The following is a 21126-nucleotide window of genomic DNA, read 5'->3' as shown; positions in this document are numbered from 1 at the left end:
TAATGATGATCGAGCTGAGCATTGATCGATGATTTGATATCTGGAGCTCTGATATCTAGTAAAGATGGAACAGTTACCCGTACCTATAGCTTATTCCACCATAAGGGAATCTAAACTTTAAAGCTCCATAAGGGCACGCAACAAGAGCAGCTCCGCATTCAAGGCATCTTTCATAATGTACTATTAGACCATCCTTCTCATCTGGTTCATATGTACCAGCTGGACATACTTTTACACATGGCTTATCTTTACAAGTTTTGCATATCTGTGTATTAACTTGAATATGTGATTCCTTATCAACGGTATACTTGTTTAGAGACAGTCTCTTAATTAAATCAACCAATGAACCTCACCAAGTCAAGAACCATCTGAGTTAAGTTTAGATTTTCCTCTTTAATCTTTTCCATCAATTCTTCTCTTAGAGTTCTCCTTTCTCCATTGACTAAAAACATATCTCCTAGAACTTCACATAGAACTTTTGGGTAATCGCTAAAAATCCTCTTTTCTCCCAATAAGGAGAAGCTTTTCCACGCCTTTTTCATATCCCTCATTACAAAGCTTTCCTCAAGCATCTTCACGTAGATCGAAGTGTCAGCGTAATTTTCATCTTTGATCAACTTAGCTGCCTTTCCAGCAACTTTTCCTGACTCTATTGCCAAGTCCATGCCCCTTATTGTAAACCCGTCATTTATCAAGAAACCAGCCGCATCACCAGTTACAATTAGGTTCTCAGCATTGAGCTGAGGCAAATTTGCGTATCCATAGTACGGAATTAAATGGGCTGAGTATTCTAATATTGGCCCTTCAATTCCAATCATTTCCCTAAACTTCTCTACAATGTCTTGAGCCTTTACTTCAGACCCTTGTAGTGAGTCAACTTTTACTGTTAACCCTATAGATAGTGTATCCCTATTGGAATATACAAAACCTCCACCTTTTAGTCCTTCAAATCCAATTATTGTCCTGGCTACTCCTTCATCCCAAGCGGTACCTATAACTTCCTTAACTCCTAACATTAACATGGAAGGCTTAAGATTCCTTAATCCTAAATACCTAGAAATTCCTGCAGTAACCCCGTCTGCCTCTATGACTAAAGGAGCCCTAACCTCCCCTCTATTAGTCTCAAGCGTTATTCCCCCCTTTTCCCTTCTGGCATTGCTTACTAAGGTGGAGTAAGAAAACAAAACGCCTTCTTCCTCAGCCTTTTTAGCAAACCATTGATCAAATTTCGCTCTAAGTACAGTGTAACTATCTACTCTGTTTTTATCCTCATATGAAAAGGAGATCTTTCTACCATTACCGCAGTAAACCTCATAAATTTCCCTTTCAACTTTGCGCTCAAGCGGTGCATCGCTTATGTCAACTAAATCCTTTAAAGCGTGTATATACATTCTACCACCAGCAACATTTTTTGAACCCGAATAATCTCCTCTCTCCAAGACTATTACAGATAAACCTTCTCTAGTTGCAGTTATCGCAGCGGAGATCCCAGCTAATCCTCCTCCTACCACTACAACGTCTGCGTCAAAACTCATAGCTTATACTCACATTTTAACATTATAATCTTATCCTAGTTATTGTGTTGTAAAACAAGTCTTTATTTACTTCTTTAATCCTTTACCAAATGGCATGCCAGATAATACAAAAATACAAAGTATTCTGAGCTGAAAACATCAATTCTTTTGAGGAGATTTAGAAAAACGCATCGAAAATCTCCCTTAGAAGAGGGATGAACTGATATAGTGTTATTAGCTTTGATATATAGATAATAAGAATTAAATTGCTTGTAAATAAGGTTTAAGTGAAACTGCTGGCAAAGACTGACATAATAAAGAACTCTTCTCAAAAAGGAAGTTCACTAAGATAAGAAGATTACGTTTACAAAACGCATTAGTTCAGTTTTATAAATCAACAAACTATCTATAATTATGGTTTCCTCAAACGAAATAATAGAGGAAGATAAAAAGATGCTAATGCAATCCTTTAAGAGATGGTATCCTGTAGTGATTGATCACGGAAAGGGTTCCCTCATTTACGATATTGAAGGAAAAGAATACATAGATATGAACGCTGGAATAGGTGTGGTTGCTCTAGGTCATTCTAATGAAAAAATTGTAAAGGCTGTAGAGGAGCAGGCTAGAAAGTTTTTCCACTATAGCTTAACCGATTTTTACTATGAAAAAGCTATTTCTGTAGCTAGAAGGCTTCTCTCCTTTTTTCCATTTAAAGGAAAAGTCTTCTACACTAATAGCGGTACAGAAAGCGTTGAGGCTGCAATAAAGATAGCTAGACATCATACAAAAAAGGAATACGTTATAGGGTTTGTTAATTCCTTTCATGGAAGGACTCTTGGTTCCCTAGCCTTTACGTCAAGTAAGGCTGTCCAGAGATCTGGGTTCTCTCCTCTTCTTCCTTCTACATTCCTAATACCTTATCCAGATCCTAGAAACCCTCTTTGCAGGGAAGACTGTGCTTCCGAAATAATTTCCTATATAGAAGACTGGCTGTTCAAAAAAATTGTAGACCCATCTGAGATAGCAGCTTTTATTATGGAACCAATTCAAGGAGAGGGAGGAGTAATAGTCCCTCCCGACGACTTCTTCTCTCAGTTAAGGTCAATAACGTCAAAGAACGGCATCCTCATGATTATGGATGAAGTGCAGACAGGTATAGGAAGAACAGGGAAAATGTTTGCATTTGAACACTTTAATGTAGTACCAGATATAGTTACGCTAGCTAAGGCTATAGGTGGGGGCCTACCTCTTGGAGCAGTAGTAGGAAGAGAGGAAATTATGGATTTACCATATGGTTCTCATGCAAGTACTTTTGGAGGTAACCCATTAGCTTTAGCTGCATCTGAAGTTGTATTGGATGAAGTCCCAAAACTTCTGGATCACGTGAGTTACTTAGGTAAAAAAATCATTGAGGAATTGTCTTCAGCCCTTTCTCCCTTCCTTTATGAGGTTAGAGGAAAAGGTTTACTCGTAGGTGCAGAACTTAGAAAGGATGGTAAACCGTATGAAGAGGGACTGGCTAAAGTCCTAGATGGATCCTTCAATAGAGGAGTTTTGGCTATAGGAGCAGGAGAATCAGTAGTAAGAGTTGAACCACCCTTAGTAATTGAAGAAGATATTGCAATGAAGGCTACAAATATTATTAAGGAAGAAATAGAGAAGTTAAGGTGAAATTATGTATCCGTTTTCTTTGCCAGACTTCAAAATAGAACTAACTCAAGATCACGAGGTTGTGAGAGATGCTGTTAAGGAATTTATGGAGAGGGAAGTCTCGCCTTTAGTTGAGAAAGGTGAGAGCGAAAGGGATGTTTTTAAAGAGATAAAGGAAAAGGCAAGAGATATAGGACTCTATGGTCTTGACGTTCCAACAACTTTTGGCGGGCAAGGTGGAGATTACATATCTCTTTTGATAGCATCAGAGGAAATGAGCAGGGTTTGGACATCAATGGCAACATACTTCTTAATTAACTGGATGTATACAAACGCTCTTCTAAAATTCGGCTCCGAACAATTGAAAAAGGAATATTTACCTCCGGTAGCTAAAGGAGAGGCCACTGCAGCCTTTGCCAACACAGAACCGTCTGCAGGAACCGATGTAGCTGGAATTAAATCCATAGCTAAAAAAGAAGGTGAAAAGTACAGGGTTACTGGAAGGAAAATATTCATAACAAACGGTGATATTGCAGACTACTATCTCATCACCGCTAGAACTTCACCGTCAACTGACGCTAGATGGAAGGGAATAACCATGTTCTTATTGGATAAGAGTCAAGTAAAAGTTGAGGGAAGAATAGATACAATAGGTCTAAAGGCTTCTCATACAACGGAGATCTCCTTTGACGCTGAGGTACCGCAGGATAGAGTTATAGGAGAAGAGGGATTAGGATTTAAATATGCCGTAATGTCGTTTGATTACGCTAGAACTATTGTCGCTTCACAAGCAGTAGGAATAGCCCAAGCAGCTTTGGAGAAAAGTCTTTCTTATAGTGCTCAGAGAAACGCTTTCAATCAGCCTATAGCAAACTTTCAGAACGTGCAAATTAAGATAGCTGAGACATTGGCTGACGTTGAAACAGCTAGGTTGCTAACTTATTGGAGCGGATCTCTATACATGAAAGGGAAAGAAAAGGAATATATTGCTGCTGCTTCTCTAGCAAAATTTCACGCTACAGAAGCTGCTGAAAGATCAGTGTTAAGAGCAATAGCTATACATGGAGGTTATGGAGTTTCAAGTTCAGCTGGAGTTGAAAGACTACTTCGAGACGTACAAATATTGAAGACTTACGAGGGGACTAATGACATTCAAAGGATAACTGCTGGAAGGCAGGCCTTTAGGATAATGGGGCTTAAAGTGTGATAGGCAAACCAGTAAAGAGAGTAGAAGACCCTAGATTATTAACGGGTAGAGGAAAATTCGTAGATGATATTATTTTACCTAACATGCTATACATGGCTGTAGTTAGGTCAAACTATGCTAGGGCAAGATTCAACATATACTCAGATGCGATCACTGCTAAAACCATTAAAGTCAACCCGATGCCCAACTTCTTTGCTCCAAAAGCCCCAAAGGAATACCCTTTAGCAGTTGACAAAGCGAACTACTTCGGAGAGCCTTTAGCTATTGTCACTGGAAAAGATAGATATGAGGCATACGACAAACTCGAGAAAGTGGAGGTAGATTATGAGCCAGAGAGTCCTATACTAAATCCAGAAGAGTCAATTAAAGCAGAACCAATTCATCCTGAACTTGGCACAAATCTAGTTTACGAGGACGAATTTCATTTTGGAGGAGAACCTAAAGGAAATTTTGTAGAGAAAAACTTTAGAGTTAATAGAATTTCAGCGATGCCTATTGAGACAAACGCTGTTATAGCAGATTACTCTCCAGGCGAGAATTCCCTAACTCTTTACGCTAATACTCAAGTTCCTCAAGTCTTTAGAACTGCATTAAGTATAGTGTTTAGCATTCCAAGAAGTAGAATAAGAATAATTGTCCCAGACTCTGGAGGGGGCTTTGGTGGGAAGATTTTCTTAAAACCTTTGGTCTTAGCCTCTTTAGCATCTATTGTGGAGGAAAGACCAGTTAAGTACGTGGAGACTAGATATGAACATTTAATAGCTGGAGTTCAAGGTCCAGACAGAAGGTATAAGGCAAGGATGTACTATGATAAAGGGAACTTGCTGGGAATGGAAGTAGAACTCCTTGAGGACTTTGGATCATATCTTCACACATATCAACCCCTTCCAATCTTGAGGCAAATTTATCACCTATCGGGTTCTTATGACTTGAAGTTCCTTCACTTTAAGATAAAGGGAGTTTTAACAAATAAACCTCCTACCGGACCTTATAGAGGCTTAGGGATTCCTCCTGCAGTTTTAGTTTTGGAAAACATGGTAAACGATGTAGCTAGGTCTACTGGATTAACTCAAGAGGAAATAAGGGAGAGGAACTTTATCAAGTCTTTTCCTTTTAAGTCCATTACTGGCGCAATTTACGATAGTGGGGACTACTCTGAAGCGTTACATAGATTAATCTCAGAATTATATCAGCAAAAATTTTACGGAAGAATTGGAGTAGGAATAGCCTTCGCCTTAGAGCCAGGTTCCTCATTAGCCTTCCAAACATTGGTCGGAAAGGATAGAACTCCTTATTACGAAGGAGTTTATATGAAGATGGACAGTGGAGGAGATGTTACAGTTACAATGAGTACTAACTCTATGGGAACAGGGCATGAAACATCAATCTCCCAAGTAGTTTCCTATATGTTAGGAATAGAAATGAGAGACGTTAGAGTTATCTTAGGAGATACCGATGGCCCACCTGGAACAGGATTTTATGGAAGTAGGTTTTCCGTGGTTGGATTAAGTGCTGTTTACGCTGCTACTAAAAAGTTAATTGAAAGGATAAGGGAATTAACCTCAAAACTCTTTAACGTTGAACTTTCAGAAGTTGACTTCAAGGATGGGAAGGTAATAGTTAAGGGAAGAGAATATTCTGTTAAAGAGATCGCTAACATGATATATAATAAGTCATACTTGATAGGGGATGAAATAGGGATTGAGAGCTCGGCAGTAATAAATTCGCCAAATGTAAACGTAGCTGACAAGGATAGGAGAGTGAACTTTTCGTCAACTTACGGAGTAAACGCTCATGGAGTAGTAATTAGAGTTGAGGACACTGGCTTTATTAGGATTTTAAAGTACGTGGTTTTAAGCGATGCCGGTAAGATGATAAACCCGGCTATAGTTGATGGACAGCTAATTGGAGGAACTGTAATGGGTATAGGTTCTGCTCTATATGAATCAATTGACTATAACGAGGAAGGAGTACCCAAACAGATATCAATAGGAGATTATGGAATCCAAACCTCGTTAGAGGCTCCAAGAATAGATGTAAAGCATATGATAACACCGTCTCCATTTACCCCTCTAGGAACAAAAGGAGTTGGAGAAGGAGGGGCTACAGTTCCATATGCCGCTATAGTAAACGCTTTGGAAGATGCTTTAAAAGTAAGGATAAGTGAAGTTGAAGTTCCAATAACTCCAGAGTTTGTATTGAAACTAATGAGGAGTTGACAAAATTCTTTTAGCCAACTTATAGTGAACATAATCTACCAACTTGTCGTCAACTCGAATAGCCCCCCTTCCTTCTTTAATAGATTTTTCATATGCCTCAATAACCCTTTTAGCCCATTCTACTTCCTCCTCAGTTGGTGAGAAAACAGTATTTGCTATCTCAACCTGTGAAGGGTGAATGGCCTGTTTTCCATTATAACCCAAGTTCTTAGCTTTCAGGCACTCCTGCCTAAATCCTTCTGGATCCTGTAAGTCGAAGTAGACTCTATCTATCGCTTCCACATTATAAGCCTTTGCCGAGACGACAATCTTTGTCCTGACGTAATCGTTCTTGATATATTCATCTACTTTTCCTTCCAACGAGAGAGAGAGGTCAGCGATTCCGTAAGTTATAGCGGATACTCCCTCAGATGTAAGAACGTCCTCTATTTTGAAGAGGCCTTTAGCACTTTCAACTATTGGGATGATCTCCTTTCCCGTCGCTTTGTGAACGAATGAGAGATTTCCTTCAGCTTTTGGGATTAGTATTGTATTAATTTTCCCTAGTTCAGCTACTTGGATCAAATCCCTCAATCCCTCTTTTGTATTAATCTCATTTACCCTTACTGCGAGTTCCTTTTCCTTTCCCCAGTCCAACTCGCTTATGAATTGTTTTAGCATCTCTCTTGCCTTCCCTTTCTCTTCAGGCGGTACTGCGTCTTCAAGATCAAAAATTATAGTATCAGCTTTTATCTCTAAGCTCTTTTTTATCATTTTCTCGTTATTTGCTGGGACATAAAGTTGCGATCTTCTCATTTTCTGCATTCCTCCTCTATCTCTTCAACTACTCTTTTAGATCTCTCTTCATCTCTTCTCTCGTTTAAGATAAACTCCATAGTTTCCTCACAGAAAGAGATTAGATCTTCTTTTGGGGTAGAGCATAACCTTTCCCTATTTCCTGAATCGAGAACGTCCTTAACGCTCTTACCAGAAAGAACTTCTGCTAATGCATTTCTTATAAGAGCTTCTCGATAAAACCTTGTTTCCATAATATTCAATAGTTGAACAGTCTTATTATTTATTGTGACAAAGTTTATATCATGGAAAGGAAGCTAGGTTTCATTTTTGACCATGACAAGTGTATAATCTGTGGAGCATGTGTTGAGGCATGCAATAAAGCTTATGGATTAAACTGGAGAAAGCTTCCCGTCTTCGAGATGGATGGATATAAGACTGCATTATCTATTTCGTGTAACCATTGTGACAAACCAGCCTGTATGGAAGTCTGTCCAGCAAACGCTATAAAAAAGGATGAGAAAGGAGTGGTCTGGATAGAACAGGAAGAATGTATAGGTTGTGGATACTGTAGTTGGGCTTGTCCTTATGAAGCTCTTAAGTTTAATAGTCAAGGTGTGATGACCAAGTGTCACTTCTGCAAGGACAATTTAGGTAAAGGAATGCCTTACTGTGTAGAATCTTGTCCTACAGGCGCATTAGCATTTGGTTGGATAGATCAAGAAGACTCCTCTATACCTTACCTCGCACCACCAGAAATAACTGAGCCTAGGTTAAAGGTGATCTTACCAAAGGAGAAAAGTATAGTTGCAAATCCTAAAAAGGTAAAAAGCGAAGAAAAATTTCTCCCTCTTGTTGGGTTCACCATAGGTTCAGAGTTTGCCCTTGGATATTCTATGTTTAGACTACCGTTTTTTTCGATCATCACTTTTCTGATTTTAGGGATAACTCTTCTTGCCTCAATATCACATGCGAATGTTGGAAAAAGGTCACTTAGAGTTGCCTTAGGGCTTAAAAGTTCATGGTTAAGTAGGGAAGTTCTCTTTGGAGGGTTAGCCTCGCTCTTCTTCCTAGGTAATTTCTTCTTTTCAACGCTATATTATCCCGCTATGTTCTTTCTAACCTTGGCCTTTATCTCTTCTCTAATGGTTTATCTGCTTAAGGCAAGGCCTTCATGGTATAACGTTGATACTCCAACGTCCTTCATAGGCACAATATTCACCCTATCCTCTCCTTTAGCCTTTCTATTCCTTCATAACTTTATCTTCTCAATACCTGGAATCGTGTTTAGTATCCTAGAGATCTACACAGCTTATAGAAAATCGAAAGTTCTTGATACACAGTATAAGTCTAGATACCTTAACTTCATTTACATTGTAGGCCTACTAATTTCACTAGTATTTCCCGATATGGCGATACTAGCTTTCATTATAGCGTTATCATCTGAGGTCTTAAGCAGAAACTCATTCTTCAAAAATATTGTTTATTATGGAATTCCAAACGTTTAAACTTTTTTATTGACAACTTTATAAAACTTTGAAAACATTAATATCTTGAGGGAATTATGTTGATAGAAATACGCTTTCATGGAAGAGGTGGACAGGGAGTTGTTACAGCTGCTGAACTCCTAGCCTCAGCAGCTGGCTTAGACGGTCTCTGGTCTTCAGCCTTTCCAATATACGGAGCCGAAAGGAGAGGGGCTCCAATCGAGGCCTATTGTAGGATCTCCAAGGAGAGCATAAGAATAACCTCTCCTGTGGAAAACCCAGACTTTGTTGTTGTAATTGATCCAACTCTCCTTCAAATTGTAAACCCATTAAGAGGATTAAAGCCAGGAGGAGTAATTGTTGTAAATAGCAAAAACACTACGTTGGAAAATTCTTACTATTTAGATGCAACATCATTAGCTAAGGAGATCGGTCTCGTAAAATCTGGATGGCCAATGACAAACCTAATCATGTTAGGAGCACTTATAAGGGTAATGGGGGTTGTGAGTATGGATTCCTTAATTAAGGCAATACGAGAGGAGTTTAATGGAAAGGTTGCCGAGCTAAACGTTCAAGGAGTCAAGTTGGCTTATGAAAGAGTTAAGGGGGCTGTGAAAATTGCAGCATGAATATCAGTACTTTCCTATTACTGTCCCAGGAAAAGGAGCAGGAGGGCAAACCGGAACATGGAGGTTTGTGAGACCGGTTGTAAACTTAAATAAGTGTATAGGGTGTAGGGCTTGTTGGATGTTTTGTCCAGAGGCTACTATTCACGTTATTGACGGTAAAGTCGAGGTTGATTACGATTACTGTAAGGGATGTGGAATTTGCGCCAATGTTTGCCCAGTGAAGGCAATATTAATGGAGGGAGAAGATCAATGAGAAAAGTTATGTCAGCAAATGAGGCTGTAGCAAATGCAGTGAAGCTAGCTAGAGTAGGAGTAGTGGGAATTTACCCCATTACTCCTCAGACAACAGTAATAGAAAAGTTAGCTGAAATGAAGGCAGAAGGAGAAATTGATGCCGATATAGTAAGAGTAGAAAGCGAACATGCAGCAATGGGGGTTACGTTAGGAGCAGGTGCAGCTGGAGTTAGGTCTTTTACAGCTACCGGTTCTCAAGGACTTCTATACATGCACGAAATGGTTTGGTGGGCATCGGGATCTAGAGTACCGCTAGTTATGATGGTAGGTACTAGAGCTGTTGGTGCACCTTGGAATATATGGAACGAGAATACCGACTTTATGTCAGAAAGGGATAGCGGGTGGATAATGGCTTTCGCCTCAAATCCTCAGGAGGCCTTTGATCTTGTTCTTCAAGGCTTTAGAATATCCGAGGATGAAAGGGTTTTCCTTCCAATGATGGTGGGAATGGATGGATTCATATTGACTCACATGAAGACAAATGTTTACCTACCTTCACAGGAGGAAGTTGACGCGTTCCTTCCACCTAGGAGACAACCCTACGTTATTGATCCTGAGGCACCAATAGGAATGGGAAATATATTTCCTCCTGTGGAATACATGAAGCTGAGGCACTCAATTCACAGTGCAATTCAATCCGCTGAGAGCGTAATAAAGGAAATAGGAAAGGATTACGAGAAAATTAGCCCATTTAACAATTATAGAACGTTAAACGTAAAGTACAGAATGGAAGACGCTGATTATGCGCTAGTCTTGATGGGAGCTTGGGCTGGGGATGCAATGGAGGCGATTGATGAACTTAGGGAAAAGGGGATAAACATTGGAATGCTAAGGATACGTTACTTAAGACCTTGGGCTGAAAGCGAGATTAAGGAACTAGAAAACGTTAAGGGTATATTAGTTATGGATAGGGCAACTTCATTGGGAAGAGGAGGTCCACTTTACTTGGAAGTAAAGGCTACTGTTAGAAATCAAGTTAAAGGAGTTGTAACTGGTCTTGGTGGTGTTCTCCTTAACAAGGAAGACTTTAAGAGAATTATCCTTAAGTTTTTGAAAGAAGCAAAAGAGGAAAGATCGGACGGAGTAGAGTGGTATTATCCTGCTGAGGTGGAAAAGGTTGAGCTTAGGAATCCGAAAGATGTTGAATGACACTTCATTGATGTCCGGGACTTCAGCGTGTCCTGGTTGTCCTGAGAACATTGCTATGAGAATGTTAAGTATGGCGCTCGGAAAAGATGTCGCTCTGGTTGTAATAGCTGGTTGTTCATCTGTAACTCAAGGGTTAGCTCCAAAGAACGCCTACGGTTACGCCTCACTTAATATAGCCTTCGCTGCAGGACCACCTGCTGCATCTGGTATGTGGAGAGCGTATAAGAGAAGAAATAGGGATGTTACTGTTGTAGTATGGGCAGGAGATGGGGGAACTTCAGACATTGGCTTTGCGTCGCTTAGTGGGGCGGCGGAAAGAAATGAGGATTTTATCTACTTGTGCGTTGATAATGAAGCTTACATGAACACAGGAGGACATAGGAGCGGTTCAACTCCTCACGGAGCATTAACGCCGACTACTCCAGAGGGAAAGAGTGGAAATAAGAAGGAGATACCCTTTATTATGATCGATCATAACATTCCTTATGTTGCAACTGCCTCAGTAGGTTATCCACATGACTTTATAGATAAAGTTAGGGAGGCAAAAACAATAAGAGGATTTAAGTATGTCCATGTTCTTACACCGGATCCCTATGGTTGGTTATTCGATCCTTCAAGAACAGCAGAGGTAGCTAAGTTAGCTGTTCAAACGTGTTACTGGCCTCTCTTCAAATGGAAAGATGGTAGGATAGAGGTCAGTCCGGAGTCGCTCCACTGCTTAAAAAAGGAAACGAGAAGGCCACTTAAAGACTTTCTCTCAATTCAAGGTAGATTTAAGAAAATAGATGAGAAAGGTATAGAGGATCTCGAGAGATATATTGACGAATTATGGGAAAGAATAAGTCTAAACCTGAAAAGATAAATATTTTTTTATCTTGGGCAAAAGACTTCACATAGTTTTAGAGCAAAACTCACAGTAGTAAAAACATATATAAAAGATCAATATCCAACTAATTGAATTTAAACTAAACAGAAAAAGATTAGAGAGGATGTATTACCAAGGAGGAATAACACGTATCATTTACGGTCCCGTTAACCTTTGTTAAGAGAAAGTTAAAAAACATTATCGTCTTGAACTTTAAGGAAGGCGATAAAGGTAATAGGCTACTTTAGCGTGGCCTCACTGCTTCTAAATTGTCTAATGTACTGATTAGTTTACACGGTTTTCATTTGTTTTTCGAATTTTATATTTTATTTTTAATACAAAGAAACAATACTCTATAATACACCTTCTCTGTTTTTCTCTATATTTTTTTCAAACTCTTCAGGTTTGCTCTGATTTATGAATAACTTAGCAAATTCTTCTTTCTTTTCAATTCTGAGATACTTATTGAACTTCTTTTCGAAACCTATTGTTGAAAAAGGTTTTCCACTTATGTCTATTCCACAGGCGGAACCAGATGTGTGAGCTGGAAGGATTTCTAAGTAGTCAGGGAGAGTTCTCAATTTTTGAAGAGATCTGAACAAATCTTCCCAGGAATCTTCCTTTCCTATATCTACTCTTCCAACAGAACCGACAAAAAGCGTATCACCAGTTATTACCGCCCAAGGTTCATTGCCTCCTTTAAGATCCGTTATCAAAAGCGATATAGAATCCGGTGTATGTCCAGGTGTCGTTAATGCATTTACTCTTGTATTACCTAGCTTTATCTCTTCTCCATCTTTAATAGTCTCTATTGGGTACATAATTGAGTGTCCCTCTCCGTAGACTACCTTCGAACCAGTTATCGATGCCAGTTTCCTAGCGCCAGATAAGTGATCGGCATGAGTGTGAGTTTCTATAATATATTCTACTTTCATGTTAAGTCTTTTGGAAAGGTCTATTATACCTCCTACTCCTTCTAATATTGGATCCACCACAAACAATTCCCTTGCTTGCGAATATCCAAAAATGTAAGTTACACATCCTCCATTCTCCCTTATTAATTGCCTAAATATCATGGATTATTCTTCATAAAGGCGAAAAAAGACTTTATTCACCTTATTCAGTTAATTTCCACTGTAATTCAAAGTGCTCACTTCCTTGTATTATACAACCTATACATGAATCTATAATGGCAGTTTCATCATTGTCATTTATTGTCATCATTATCGCATTATCAAAAATAATAAACTTTGATTTAACGTTTGGGACAACCTTAATTATCCAATCCTTGCCCTTAATTTAGCTGAAGTTATAAATTGCACTTTTCCTCTAAATTTATTTAGGTAGTTTAACATCCAAGCAGGAGGATTATCATAAACTATTCTCAGCTCCTTAGATTCAGCCATTAACTTTCTAAACTCTCTTCTTATTGTCCTCTCTCCTTCAAGATGAATAGATCTTTCTAACTTAACAATCTCAGGCTTCCACGAAACGAGAATTGAGTTAATACATAAATCTATCCTTTTTACAATAGAATCCCTCTATGTGGGGAGAGCTATTTTTGGATCTATTAACTTTACTTTTCTCGGTCTTCTATATATTACTTTAACTAATCCTTTGCTCTAGCATTTTCACTACATCATATACTCTTTGATAAGGTACCTTAGATAATTCAGAAAGATCCTTCATGGTCATATAACAGTTCTTTAGAAGTATAACGTAAATCCTTGCCTCATATTCTGTTAATCCTAACTTTAAGAGATTTTTGATGGTCTTTTCACTCTCCATAATGAATAATTCCTTTTTATCTTTATATTTTTTAACTTCATTTATGAAGAGACAATTTCTACTTTTCACAATACTCGTGACATTTACAGGCATTTATCTAGGTTTTTTAAGAATAATTGTCCCTTATGCCCAAGAGAGCTTGGAAAGCACGTTAATATTTATCCCGCTAATTATATTTGGATTTGTAAAAGGAAGCTTTAACTTTATAGCTGGAAGGTTTTCAGATGTTTTAGGAAGGAAAAGGATACTGATGTATGGTTGGATAGTAGCTATTTTTTAGATCTTCTCCTTTTCCTTTCCAAGACGTTTATTATCCTCTTAATCGTTATGAGTCTTCTAGCAATAAATCAAGCCTTTACCTGGACTACAACTGTAACTTCTCAAATTGATATAGGCGGAAAAAGGAAGGCAGGTTTATCAACTTATAATATATGGAAAAGACCAGATTGCTCTTACTTTAGATCTCCCCTGAAATTTAACTTCAGAAGGTATAAAGGAATTATTCGACGTTGATTTACTTTCAAACTTTTCCGCGAAGTCTTTAAAAAACTTACAAAACTAGATGGGTTAAATCCGATATACCGTTAGTTAAATAAACGCCCCTCTTTCTACATTCTTCGATTAGATCAGGAGTCATCTTTTTAGCATAAATCATTCGGATTATTTTCTTTTTGCCTAGCTCTGGCCTAACTTTCATTAACTTAGTTATTGAATCCTCAAGCTGTTTGATTGCTTTTATTCCCGCTCTTACCTTTACTTCGCCAACAACTATCGAATCGCTCAACTCAGCGAAAATGTCTATCTCTACTACCTTTTGGATATTAAGAGAGATTACATTAACGTCAATGTTATAATCTTTTCTTAACTTATAGGCTAAGAACTCAATTGCTTCATCCTCAATAGATATACTCAAGTTTTCAAGAGTCTTTTTTATAACTTTAACGTCTTTTCTGATATCAGTTCTAAATTTTTGCATCTTCTCGTCAAAGTCCTGTCTCATCTTCTCCATTTCTTGGTTATGTCTCATGTCTTCCTTCTGCATCTTCTCGTCAAAGTCCTGTCTCATCTTCTCCATTTCTTGGTTATGTCTCATGTCTTCCTTCTGCATCTTCTCGTCAAAGTCCTGTCTCATCTTCTCCATTTCTTGGTTATGTCTCATGTCTTCCTTGATTAAGTCTTCCCTTAGTTTATGGATTTCCTCTAGTAACGCGTTAAACTTCTTATCGTTCTCTGAAAATTTCTCCCACACGAGTTTATCTATATCCATCAGATAGTCCACTTTTCTTTCGATAACACCTAACTGTGAAAGTATAGCATTAGTAGATAGTGCCTCAGCTACTTTTTTAATGAATTCAGAATCGTTTTTCAACCTCTCTACAATGTCGCTGGACACAAGTTAAATTATTTAACCTCAAAGATTAAAAATTATCCTAGAAGAACCTTACAATTAACCTTTGATCTTAACTGTCTTAACGGATGAATATTTTTTAATTCTTTGAACACAAAGAATATAAAACGTTTTTCCATATATTTAAACCTATAGATATGGAATTATATGCTATTTTGAACAAATAATTTTCCTTTGTATATCTACGCGGAATTCTAAAATAGGGGGTTATAAAAATTTATACAACTTTTTAAATTCTAAATTTACTCTACTTATTCATAAAAAATTTTTCTTCTGTATTCAGATCAGGAAATTATCCTCTAGAAGGGAAGAGTATTAATAAATTAATTTATCGATTAAATAGAGATAATTTCTCAATGAAATTTTATTAAATTTGAAATAACTCAATAATCTAAAATTATAGAATAAAGATAAAATTGAAAATATATTGAATTCGGTTTCCCCTTTAGATCAAGAGGGATTCTAATGCTCAGAGGGCATTAAAAATTTTTCTAGTTCGCTAAGAAATTTGGGATAATTGTATTCATCATTTATTGTCTTAATCTGAGAAAGTTTATTAGTAAAATTGTCAGATAAAACTTCGTTATGCAACTCTGCCATTCTCTCTCCCTTTACAACTATGTCAATATTCTTGTAAAAGCTAAGACAGTATAAAAACTCCCCTATATTTCCATTCATTGAAGGAGAGGGATTCCCTACGTAAATGCTCTTTACGCCTTGAGAGGAAGAAGATGAGGATACTCTCTTATCTTGGGTTATAATAACTAGATTATTAGGGAGTTCTGCTTTGAGTTTTTTAGCCTCAAATATTAACGGAATATCTCCTTGCCCTCGTATTTCAGAGGTTAATGGTGGTTGATGGAGTCTCCTATAAGTTGACATGCCTAAATGAAACATAATAACGGAATTATCCCTTTGAGTATTCTTAGTGTGCTCTATTAGTTCGTTATACACTGCTCTGGAAGAGAGCAATCTCATTCCAGATGCTCTATTATAGGCTATATCTCTTAGTCTATCACCTATTTTTATATATATGTTAGTATCCGCAAAAAAGAAACTGTCCCCCATAGCCTCTTGCATGACATCTTTCTCTCTTTCAAACTTAAAGAATCCGCTCCTTGTTAAACACATTTGCTCTTCATTAGATAGATCATAAAAATTTTGTTTTGATAAGTCTTTCTTTTTCATCTCATTTTGATCATACCTTATGGTAACTTCTCCGAGAAGGGAGTAGATGTTTATAAGCGCATTCAGGCTATCCGTAGAAAGTTTTACTTTTCTCTCTAATCCTCTTTTTGTCTTTGGTGGATCAAGTTGGACTTCATTACCAGATCTCATTTCAAGAAGTTTAATCTTATCAAAAGGGACATATCCAAAAATCTTGTAACCCTTTTGCTCCTCTTTAAGATAAGCGTATCTTATCTCCCTTGTTTTCGAATAGGCTAAGACTGCATATGCCATATATTTCCTTCCAGGTGTTACGTCTGCGACGTCTGCTTCTACAGAAGGAATATTCTCTCTCCATGACTTTACCCCTTCTCCCAGGACTTTCGCTTTAATTTCGGCGTTTAATCCTACCACTGATAAGACGTTTTTTAGTTCATTAAATGGCTTTTTCGGTTCCTCCTCAGCGAGAATAATTACTTCATCAGGTCTTACCCCAGCAAAGATCTCAGTAAGTATTGCATCAGTTGTTGTAACTAACTTATTTGAACCTAGAACTGCTAATTTCATATATAATAGTGCAGTAGGACGTCCTAATAAATCAAGAAATTTTTGTCTTAAGGATAGTTAAGGAAAGATCTTATCATGGATTATGGATAACCTCTTATGGGATCTATATAAAACTCTTCTCAGATATTATTCATAGTATTAAAATTTTAATAACTGAAACGTTTAGTGTCACGTTATACCAAATAAATAGATAATTTTTAAAAAATCCTTGAACGTCGTCAAATGTCGATAAAACCTCATAGCGTCATCTTACCATGATTAACCAACTAGCCGAGACGTAATTAGCATGATTTATTGATTTTAACAATATAAGACAATATATTACAAAATCTTAATAAAAGATATTAATTATTCTTTACTTTAACGAATAATCATATCCAATGACACAAATAATTTAAGGAATTTTTAAAAAAAATCTATTTCTTCTGTTTATATAAGAATATAATGATTGTAGCCATTAGTATAGTTACTACTGTTATTACTCCACCTACAAATAAGATATTAATGCTTTCAACTAGCTTTTCATTTACTGGAGAATTCACCGTTATCTCTCCACCTGGAGATATGTTATAAGTTCCAACAAATTTTCCCACCATATATATTGGAACATTGGCATTTAACGCTATACTTGATCCTTTATTATACCACGTAGAGTTACCGTTTATTGTTACTAAGTACTGCACTTCAGCTGGTATGTAGATCTGCAAAGGGGATTCAACTGTTGATTTAGGTGGTAAGTAAGAAGTTATTAGTCTTTCTTGGTTCGACGGATAGTAAGTGTAATTAATAATCTGAATACTAGTTCCTTGATTTATCCAAGAGGAGTTAATTATCTCTTCACTACCATTAACTAAGGCTTTAACTGGCATTGGCGACGTAACGTTAAGGTAGAATTGCTTGATAGTAAAAACGATTAAGTTTACCGGTGACTTTAGAGTAAAGTTTTCCTCAGGTGAAATCCTAGATATAATAAAGCGTTCCTGTGAATTTATATAAAAAGTGTTATTTATCACGTCAACCTCTGTGTTAGCGTTAAACCAAGAAGGTTCAATTACCTCCCTTGTTCCATTAATAAGGGCATAAACTGGTATCTGTGACGTAACGTTAAGGTAGAATTGCTTGATAGCGTTAACTGTAACATGTTCCGGTGAGCTGACTATTAAATTGGAATGACTCACACTAATTATTACGAACCTCACTTGGTTCGACGGATAGTAAGTGTAATTAATAATCTGAATACTAGTTCCTTGATTTATCCAAGAGGAGTTAATTATCTCTTCACTACCATTAACTAAGGCTTTAACTGGCATTGGCGACGTAACGTTAAGGTAGAATTGCTTGATAGCGTTAACTGTAACTGTAGTGGGCTTATCTACAACTAAGGTTGAAGGAAATATGGACATAGGTACATATCTTTCTAAGTTGTTCACATAATATGTGTAGTTCTCAATCTGAATTACTGTGTTATTGTTAAACCATCCTGTCTCTACTTCCTCAAAAGTTCCATTTACTAATGCCTTCACTGGAATTGGAGAATTAAACGTAATGAAATACTGAGGCAGAAGTTTAATTGTAACAGTTACTGGTGAATTCACAATAAAATCGATCGCTGGAGAAACAGAAGTTATAACTTCTCTTATCCCTTGCCCTAAAAGAATACTATTGTTAATTATTTGAATGTTTGTACCTTGAATATACCAGCCTGAGTTGAGATTCATTTGCGTCCCATTAATGTAAGCTTGAATTGGAAACTCAACGTTTACAAAATACTCGTTGTAGTAATAGCCGGATATTGTACCAGGAGAAGAGACTTCTCCTTCTGATGAGAAGTCAATCCATCTCTCCTGAAATCCTTGAATAACGGGGGTGAACTTGTACTCAGAGTTAGCGTCAACCCAAACGGTATTTGGTAAAGAAGTTGATGTTAGTCCTCCAAAATAGTAGTAGCTAACTGAAGGAGTAGAGTATCCTTCTCCTCCTTGAACTGAAAAGGTAAAGGATACCAAATATTGCTGGTAATATGTTAGGCTTATAGTTAATGACTCCTCAATAGTCCCAGCTATCGCACTAGGAAGAGACCATCTAACATTGCCTTCCCCTATAATCTGTTGAACTGAATAGGTTGTTCCTTGTGGGACTCTTAACGTCGTTCCTTGAGATATCGGCATGGCAATTATTGTGCCGTTAGGAAACTCGAAGGTAACAGTCGGAGATGAAGGCAAGGACTGGCCGTTTACTTGAATGTAAAAAGTTATTGGAATAGAATACGAGTTAACAACAACCTCGATAGGCGTGGCTTCATACATACCATTAAGGAAATCTACAGTTACATTTACAGTGTAAATGCCTACATTTGTACCGCTTAAGGTTAGAGTAAAACTTCCTTGACCTTGAAGATATAGGCTATTCTGAGAAAGAGAATATGGAAGAGGTGACGAGACGCTAATATAAACTGGACCTTCACCATTTACCGTAAACTGAATTGAGGTTTCTCCACCTTGAGATAATGTGGCGTTGTAAATTGAAGGGGAGATGGAAAACTGTTCTGTATATACCGTATAATTTCCGGCAATCATTGGGGAGTAGCCCTCAGAAACCAACTCTCCATATTGATTATAAACAAGGATTATATAGCTCATCTCTGAAGACAGAGTAAGTTCTAAAGAACCGCCCACAAAATAATGCTGTGGAAGGTAATTATTATCTTGATAACCATATCCATCGGTATAATTAAACACGTAAGCATATCCTTGACTTATCGGCGTATAAACTTTAAGAGTTTCAATTTGATTTGACTGCCATAATGTTGTTAATGATGAGCTTCCTGCTGTAAGACCTGCCTCAACTATCCCAGACGCTATGCGATAATAAGCGCCATCGTTAATTCCCGTTGAAGTCTCAGCGGTATCAGATCCAAAATTATAAGCGTTTCTGATTTCCTGAAAGTTATTCCCATTCCAATACTGCAGTTGCATGTAAACTTGAGAATATAAAATATAGGCTTCCGATCCTCCTCCTGGACCACCCAAAACTAGTTCAGCATCCCAAAAATTACCAACGGGAGTATATTGATACCCATCAACCATAAAATAAACCTGCGATGCGTATGGTGCATTTGTCACTGTAACTCTATCGTAATTTATCCAACCATAACCGTCGTTATACCAAAAACATATTACAGGTTCTCCATAACCGTTAGTTGTAACGTTAACTAGAACTTCAATATCTCTAGGTAGGGGTAAATTGATGAAGCTCCCTGGATAACCACTAGCTACATAGGCATAATAAGATTCGCCTTGTTGATCAATATAAATATTACCGTTCCCTGATAATGAAGTTACATTTGCCTTATATGATGAAGCGTTCCATATATTATTAACAAAATATATACAACTATCGGTAGTATTATAGGCAATCACATTTTGAACCCAGAGATCATATTCATTACCATTTACTTCATAGTGAAGATTAACGTTCTCCTGAAAGGATACGCAAAAGGTATTAAAGGAATTCGTTGCACTTAATTTCTGAATGAAAATTTTCCCTAACCATTGCGTAGTAGTCCTAATATAAGGACCGTTAGGACCGATTCCGTAATCTGCAATCCCCATAGGTGCAGGCTCAGAACTATATATTGCATTAACGTTAACTCCATTAGGAGAGTACATGTTAGAGAGAGATGTATTTTCCATAGGTCTAAAAGGGGAAACTTCTTTCTCAGTATAAACGGGTAGATTCTCTGATTGAGAAGGTAAAACTAAGATAAAAGTGTTTACAATAGATAAAAAAAGAAGCAATAGTAAAATCATATGTTTAATCATATACTACCTTAACATGGAATACATATTTAAATGTTGTTTTGATATAAAAATGATTAAACCCTTAATTCGGGTGAATGAAGCAAACGTGTTAGAACCTATGGGACGATTAATACATTAAAAAAATAATAAAATCCTTAATAGACAATCGAAGAGAATGGGCTTTTAAGAACTATACTGCTTTTACATGCGAATTGTTGGACACGCGCAAATTCAAAATAAAAATATTAGAACTAGTGAGGGATACATAAACCGTTGTTAACTATAGCTAGGAATAACGCATTTGTCTTCATGCTGTAGACAGACTTTGACGTCAATAGAAAATATTTTCTTTAGAGCTATACCTAATTCAATTAAGAGAAAACTCTTTATACTTTCATCTCCCTTATTGGCGTTTAAATTTACAGTAGAATTCAAATTAGGTAATGAAGGTAAATTACCTCTAATACTGTCAGCTAATTCAACTTTAAAAACTTCAGCATACTTTCTTAAAGGTAACTCCTTCCAGAACTCAACAGCTCTCTGATCCGCACTTAAAATTATGGATCCTTCTAATAGTTGTGGGTCTATTCTGGGTATCATTTCATCAC

Annotated in this window: 21 protein-coding genes; 10 read left to right on the top strand and 11 right to left on the bottom strand. The window is 37.2% G+C overall.

Annotation, left to right across the window (positions count from 1 at the left end):
* Positions 1 to 73 precede the first annotated feature (73 nt).
* Together CM19_RS04225 and CM19_RS04220 are read right to left on the bottom strand one after the other, a co-directional pair.
* Complete coding sequence (locus CM19_RS04225) at positions 74 to 343, bottom strand: ferredoxin family protein (protein WP_048099214.1); 270 nt, start codon at positions 341 to 343, stop codon at positions 74 to 76.
* Positions 336 to 1535 (bottom strand): FAD-dependent oxidoreductase, encoded by a 1200-nt coding sequence (locus CM19_RS04220; protein WP_048099213.1) that lies wholly within the window; start codon positions 1533 to 1535, stop codon positions 336 to 338. Before CM19_RS04220 ends, CM19_RS04225 begins: the two co-directional genes overlap by 8 nt.
* Before the next feature lie 393 nt (positions 1536 to 1928).
* Here CM19_RS04220 and CM19_RS04215 point away from each other — a divergent pair, with 393 nt between their 5' ends.
* From CM19_RS04215 to CM19_RS04205, 3 genes are read left to right on the top strand one after another with little or no spacing between them, the layout of a single operon-like run.
* Positions 1929 to 3185: an acetyl ornithine aminotransferase family protein gene (locus tag CM19_RS04215; RefSeq protein ID WP_048099212.1), complete on the top strand. Its 1257-nt coding sequence runs from the start codon at positions 1929 to 1931 to the stop codon at positions 3183 to 3185.
* 1 nt (position 3186) lies between these two features.
* A complete protein-coding gene (locus CM19_RS04210) occupies positions 3187 to 4371 on the top strand; it encodes an acyl-CoA dehydrogenase family protein (RefSeq protein WP_048099211.1) in 1185 nt (394 codons plus the stop codon).
* A complete protein-coding gene (locus tag CM19_RS04205; RefSeq protein WP_048099210.1) occupies positions 4368 to 6590 on the top strand; it encodes a xanthine dehydrogenase family protein molybdopterin-binding subunit in 2223 nt (740 codons plus the stop codon). Before CM19_RS04210 ends, CM19_RS04205 begins: the two co-directional genes overlap by 4 nt.
* Here the strand turns inward: CM19_RS04205 and CM19_RS04200 are convergent.
* Positions 6576 to 7394 carry an HpcH/HpaI aldolase/citrate lyase family protein gene (locus CM19_RS04200; RefSeq protein WP_235185616.1) on the bottom strand — a complete coding sequence of 273 codons (819 nt, stop codon included), beginning with the start codon at positions 7392 to 7394 and terminating at the stop codon, positions 6576 to 6578. The genes CM19_RS04205 and CM19_RS04200 overlap by 15 nt on opposite strands.
* Positions 7382 to 7618, bottom strand: a complete 237-nt coding sequence (locus CM19_RS04195) for a flagellar basal body-associated FliL family protein (RefSeq protein WP_048099208.1) — start codon at positions 7616 to 7618, stop codon at positions 7382 to 7384. Before CM19_RS04195 ends, CM19_RS04200 begins: the two co-directional genes overlap by 13 nt.
* A gap of 51 nt (positions 7619 to 7669) precedes the next feature.
* Between CM19_RS04195 and CM19_RS04190 the strand changes: the two genes are divergently transcribed.
* Genes CM19_RS04190 through porB form a run of 5 tightly spaced genes read left to right on the top strand, consistent with a single transcriptional unit; the run spans position 7670 to position 11785 of the window.
* Entirely contained in the window at positions 7670 to 8872 is a 1203-nt protein-coding gene (locus CM19_RS04190) for a 4Fe-4S dicluster domain-containing protein (RefSeq protein WP_048099207.1), read from the top strand.
* 59 nt (positions 8873 to 8931) lie between these two features.
* The gene (locus CM19_RS04185; protein ID WP_048099245.1) at positions 8932 to 9480 is read left to right on the top strand and encodes a 2-oxoacid:acceptor oxidoreductase family protein; all 549 of its coding nucleotides are present in this window, start codon (positions 8932 to 8934) and stop codon (positions 9478 to 9480) included.
* The gene (locus CM19_RS04180; RefSeq protein WP_048099206.1) at positions 9470 to 9733 is read left to right on the top strand and encodes a 4Fe-4S binding protein; all 264 of its coding nucleotides are present in this window, start codon (positions 9470 to 9472) and stop codon (positions 9731 to 9733) included. The genes CM19_RS04185 and CM19_RS04180 overlap by 11 nt, the downstream gene beginning before the upstream one ends.
* Positions 9730 to 10923 (top strand): pyruvate ferredoxin oxidoreductase, encoded by a 1194-nt coding sequence (locus CM19_RS04175; RefSeq protein ID WP_048099205.1) that lies wholly within the window; start codon positions 9730 to 9732, stop codon positions 10921 to 10923. Before CM19_RS04180 ends, CM19_RS04175 begins: the two co-directional genes overlap by 4 nt.
* Positions 10892 to 11785 carry a pyruvate synthase subunit PorB gene (porB, locus tag CM19_RS04170; RefSeq protein ID WP_048099204.1) on the top strand — a complete coding sequence of 298 codons (894 nt, stop codon included), beginning with the start codon at positions 10892 to 10894 and terminating at the stop codon, positions 11783 to 11785. The genes CM19_RS04175 and porB overlap by 32 nt, the downstream gene beginning before the upstream one ends.
* 356 nt (positions 11786 to 12141) lie before the next feature.
* On the opposite strand, the gene CM19_RS04165 is transcribed toward porB, so the two are convergent.
* The 3 genes from CM19_RS04165 to CM19_RS12530 all read right to left on the bottom strand — a co-directional run bounded on the left by CM19_RS04165 (position 12142) and on the right by CM19_RS12530 (position 13576).
* Positions 12142 to 12864, bottom strand: a complete 723-nt coding sequence (locus CM19_RS04165) for an MBL fold metallo-hydrolase (RefSeq protein ID WP_048099203.1) — start codon at positions 12862 to 12864, stop codon at positions 12142 to 12144.
* 201 nt (positions 12865 to 13065) lie between these two features.
* On the bottom strand, positions 13066 to 13194 hold the full coding sequence (locus CM19_RS13405; RefSeq protein ID WP_268744929.1) for a hypothetical protein: 129 nt from the start codon (positions 13192 to 13194) through the stop codon (positions 13066 to 13068).
* Between the two features lie 199 nt (positions 13195 to 13393).
* Positions 13394 to 13576 carry a helix-turn-helix domain-containing protein gene (locus CM19_RS12530; protein ID WP_052349453.1) on the bottom strand — a complete coding sequence of 61 codons (183 nt, stop codon included), beginning with the start codon at positions 13574 to 13576 and terminating at the stop codon, positions 13394 to 13396.
* 43 nt (positions 13577 to 13619) lie between these two features.
* On the opposite strand from CM19_RS12530, the gene CM19_RS13070 reads away from it, so the two are divergent.
* Both CM19_RS13070 and CM19_RS04150 read left to right on the top strand, forming a co-directional pair.
* The gene (locus tag CM19_RS13070; protein ID WP_160164864.1) at positions 13620 to 13856 is read left to right on the top strand and encodes a hypothetical protein; all 237 of its coding nucleotides are present in this window, start codon (positions 13620 to 13622) and stop codon (positions 13854 to 13856) included.
* 47 nt (positions 13857 to 13903) lie between these two features.
* Complete coding sequence (locus CM19_RS04150) at positions 13904 to 14089, top strand: hypothetical protein (protein ID WP_150111379.1); 186 nt, start codon at positions 13904 to 13906, stop codon at positions 14087 to 14089.
* Positions 14090 to 14126: 37 nt separating this feature from the next.
* Here CM19_RS04150 and CM19_RS04145 read toward each other — a convergent pair whose 3' ends face one another.
* From CM19_RS04145 to CM19_RS13065, 4 genes are all read right to left on the bottom strand, one after another.
* On the bottom strand, positions 14127 to 14969 hold the full coding sequence (locus tag CM19_RS04145; protein ID WP_048099200.1) for a DUF8196 domain-containing protein: 843 nt from the start codon (positions 14967 to 14969) through the stop codon (positions 14127 to 14129).
* Positions 14970 to 15446: 477 nt separating this feature from the next.
* The gene (locus tag CM19_RS04140) at positions 15447 to 16718 is read right to left on the bottom strand and encodes a PIN domain-containing protein (RefSeq protein WP_048099199.1); all 1272 of its coding nucleotides are present in this window, start codon (positions 16716 to 16718) and stop codon (positions 15447 to 15449) included.
* A gap of 416 nt (positions 16719 to 17134) precedes the next feature.
* Complete coding sequence (locus tag CM19_RS04135) at positions 17135 to 20539, bottom strand: thermopsin (RefSeq protein WP_048099198.1); 3405 nt, start codon at positions 20537 to 20539, stop codon at positions 17135 to 17137.
* 255 nt (positions 20540 to 20794) lie between these two features.
* The coding region (locus tag CM19_RS13065) for a hypothetical protein (RefSeq protein ID WP_048099197.1) at positions 20795 to 21126 on the bottom strand (332 nt) is incomplete at its 5' end.

It is taken from the genome of Candidatus Acidianus copahuensis (assembly GCF_000632495.1).
Lineage (GTDB): Archaea > Thermoproteota > Thermoprotei_A > Sulfolobales > Sulfolobaceae > Acidianus > Acidianus copahuensis.
Note: the sequence above shows the minus strand (reverse complement) of the source record. Positions and strands in the feature narration are given on the sequence as shown.

Coding starts and splice junctions, on each gene's coding strand:
- CM19_RS04150 (WP_150111379.1), top strand. CDS start 13,904: ATGAGTCTTCTAGCAATAAATCAAGCCTTTACCTGGACTACAACTGTA.
- CM19_RS04220 (WP_048099213.1), bottom strand. CDS start 1,535: ATGAGTTTTGACGCAGACGTTGTAGTGGTAGGAGGAGGATTAGCTGGG.
- CM19_RS12530 (WP_052349453.1), bottom strand. CDS start 13,576: ATGGAGAGTGAAAAGACCATCAAAAATCTCTTAAAGTTAGGATTAACA.
- CM19_RS04200 (WP_235185616.1), bottom strand. CDS start 7,394: ATGCAGAAAATGAGAAGATCGCAACTTTATGTCCCAGCAAATAACGAG.
- CM19_RS04195 (WP_048099208.1), bottom strand. CDS start 7,618: ATGGAAACAAGGTTTTATCGAGAAGCTCTTATAAGAAATGCATTAGCA.
- CM19_RS04140 (WP_048099199.1), bottom strand. CDS start 16,718: ATGAAATTAGCAGTTCTAGGTTCAAATAAGTTAGTTACAACAACTGAT.
- CM19_RS04215 (WP_048099212.1), top strand. CDS start 1,929: ATGGTTTCCTCAAACGAAATAATAGAGGAAGATAAAAAGATGCTAATG.
- CM19_RS13070 (WP_160164864.1), top strand. CDS start 13,620: ATGAAGAGACAATTTCTACTTTTCACAATACTCGTGACATTTACAGGC.
- CM19_RS04165 (WP_048099203.1), bottom strand. CDS start 12,864: ATGATATTTAGGCAATTAATAAGGGAGAATGGAGGATGTGTAACTTAC.
- CM19_RS04175 (WP_048099205.1), top strand. CDS start 9,730: ATGAGAAAAGTTATGTCAGCAAATGAGGCTGTAGCAAATGCAGTGAAG.
- CM19_RS04190 (WP_048099207.1), top strand. CDS start 7,670: ATGGAAAGGAAGCTAGGTTTCATTTTTGACCATGACAAGTGTATAATC.
- CM19_RS04135 (WP_048099198.1), bottom strand. CDS start 20,539: ATGATTAAACATATGATTTTACTATTGCTTCTTTTTTTATCTATTGTA.
- CM19_RS13405 (WP_268744929.1), bottom strand. CDS start 13,194: ATGGCTGAATCTAAGGAGCTGAGAATAGTTTATGATAATCCTCCTGCT.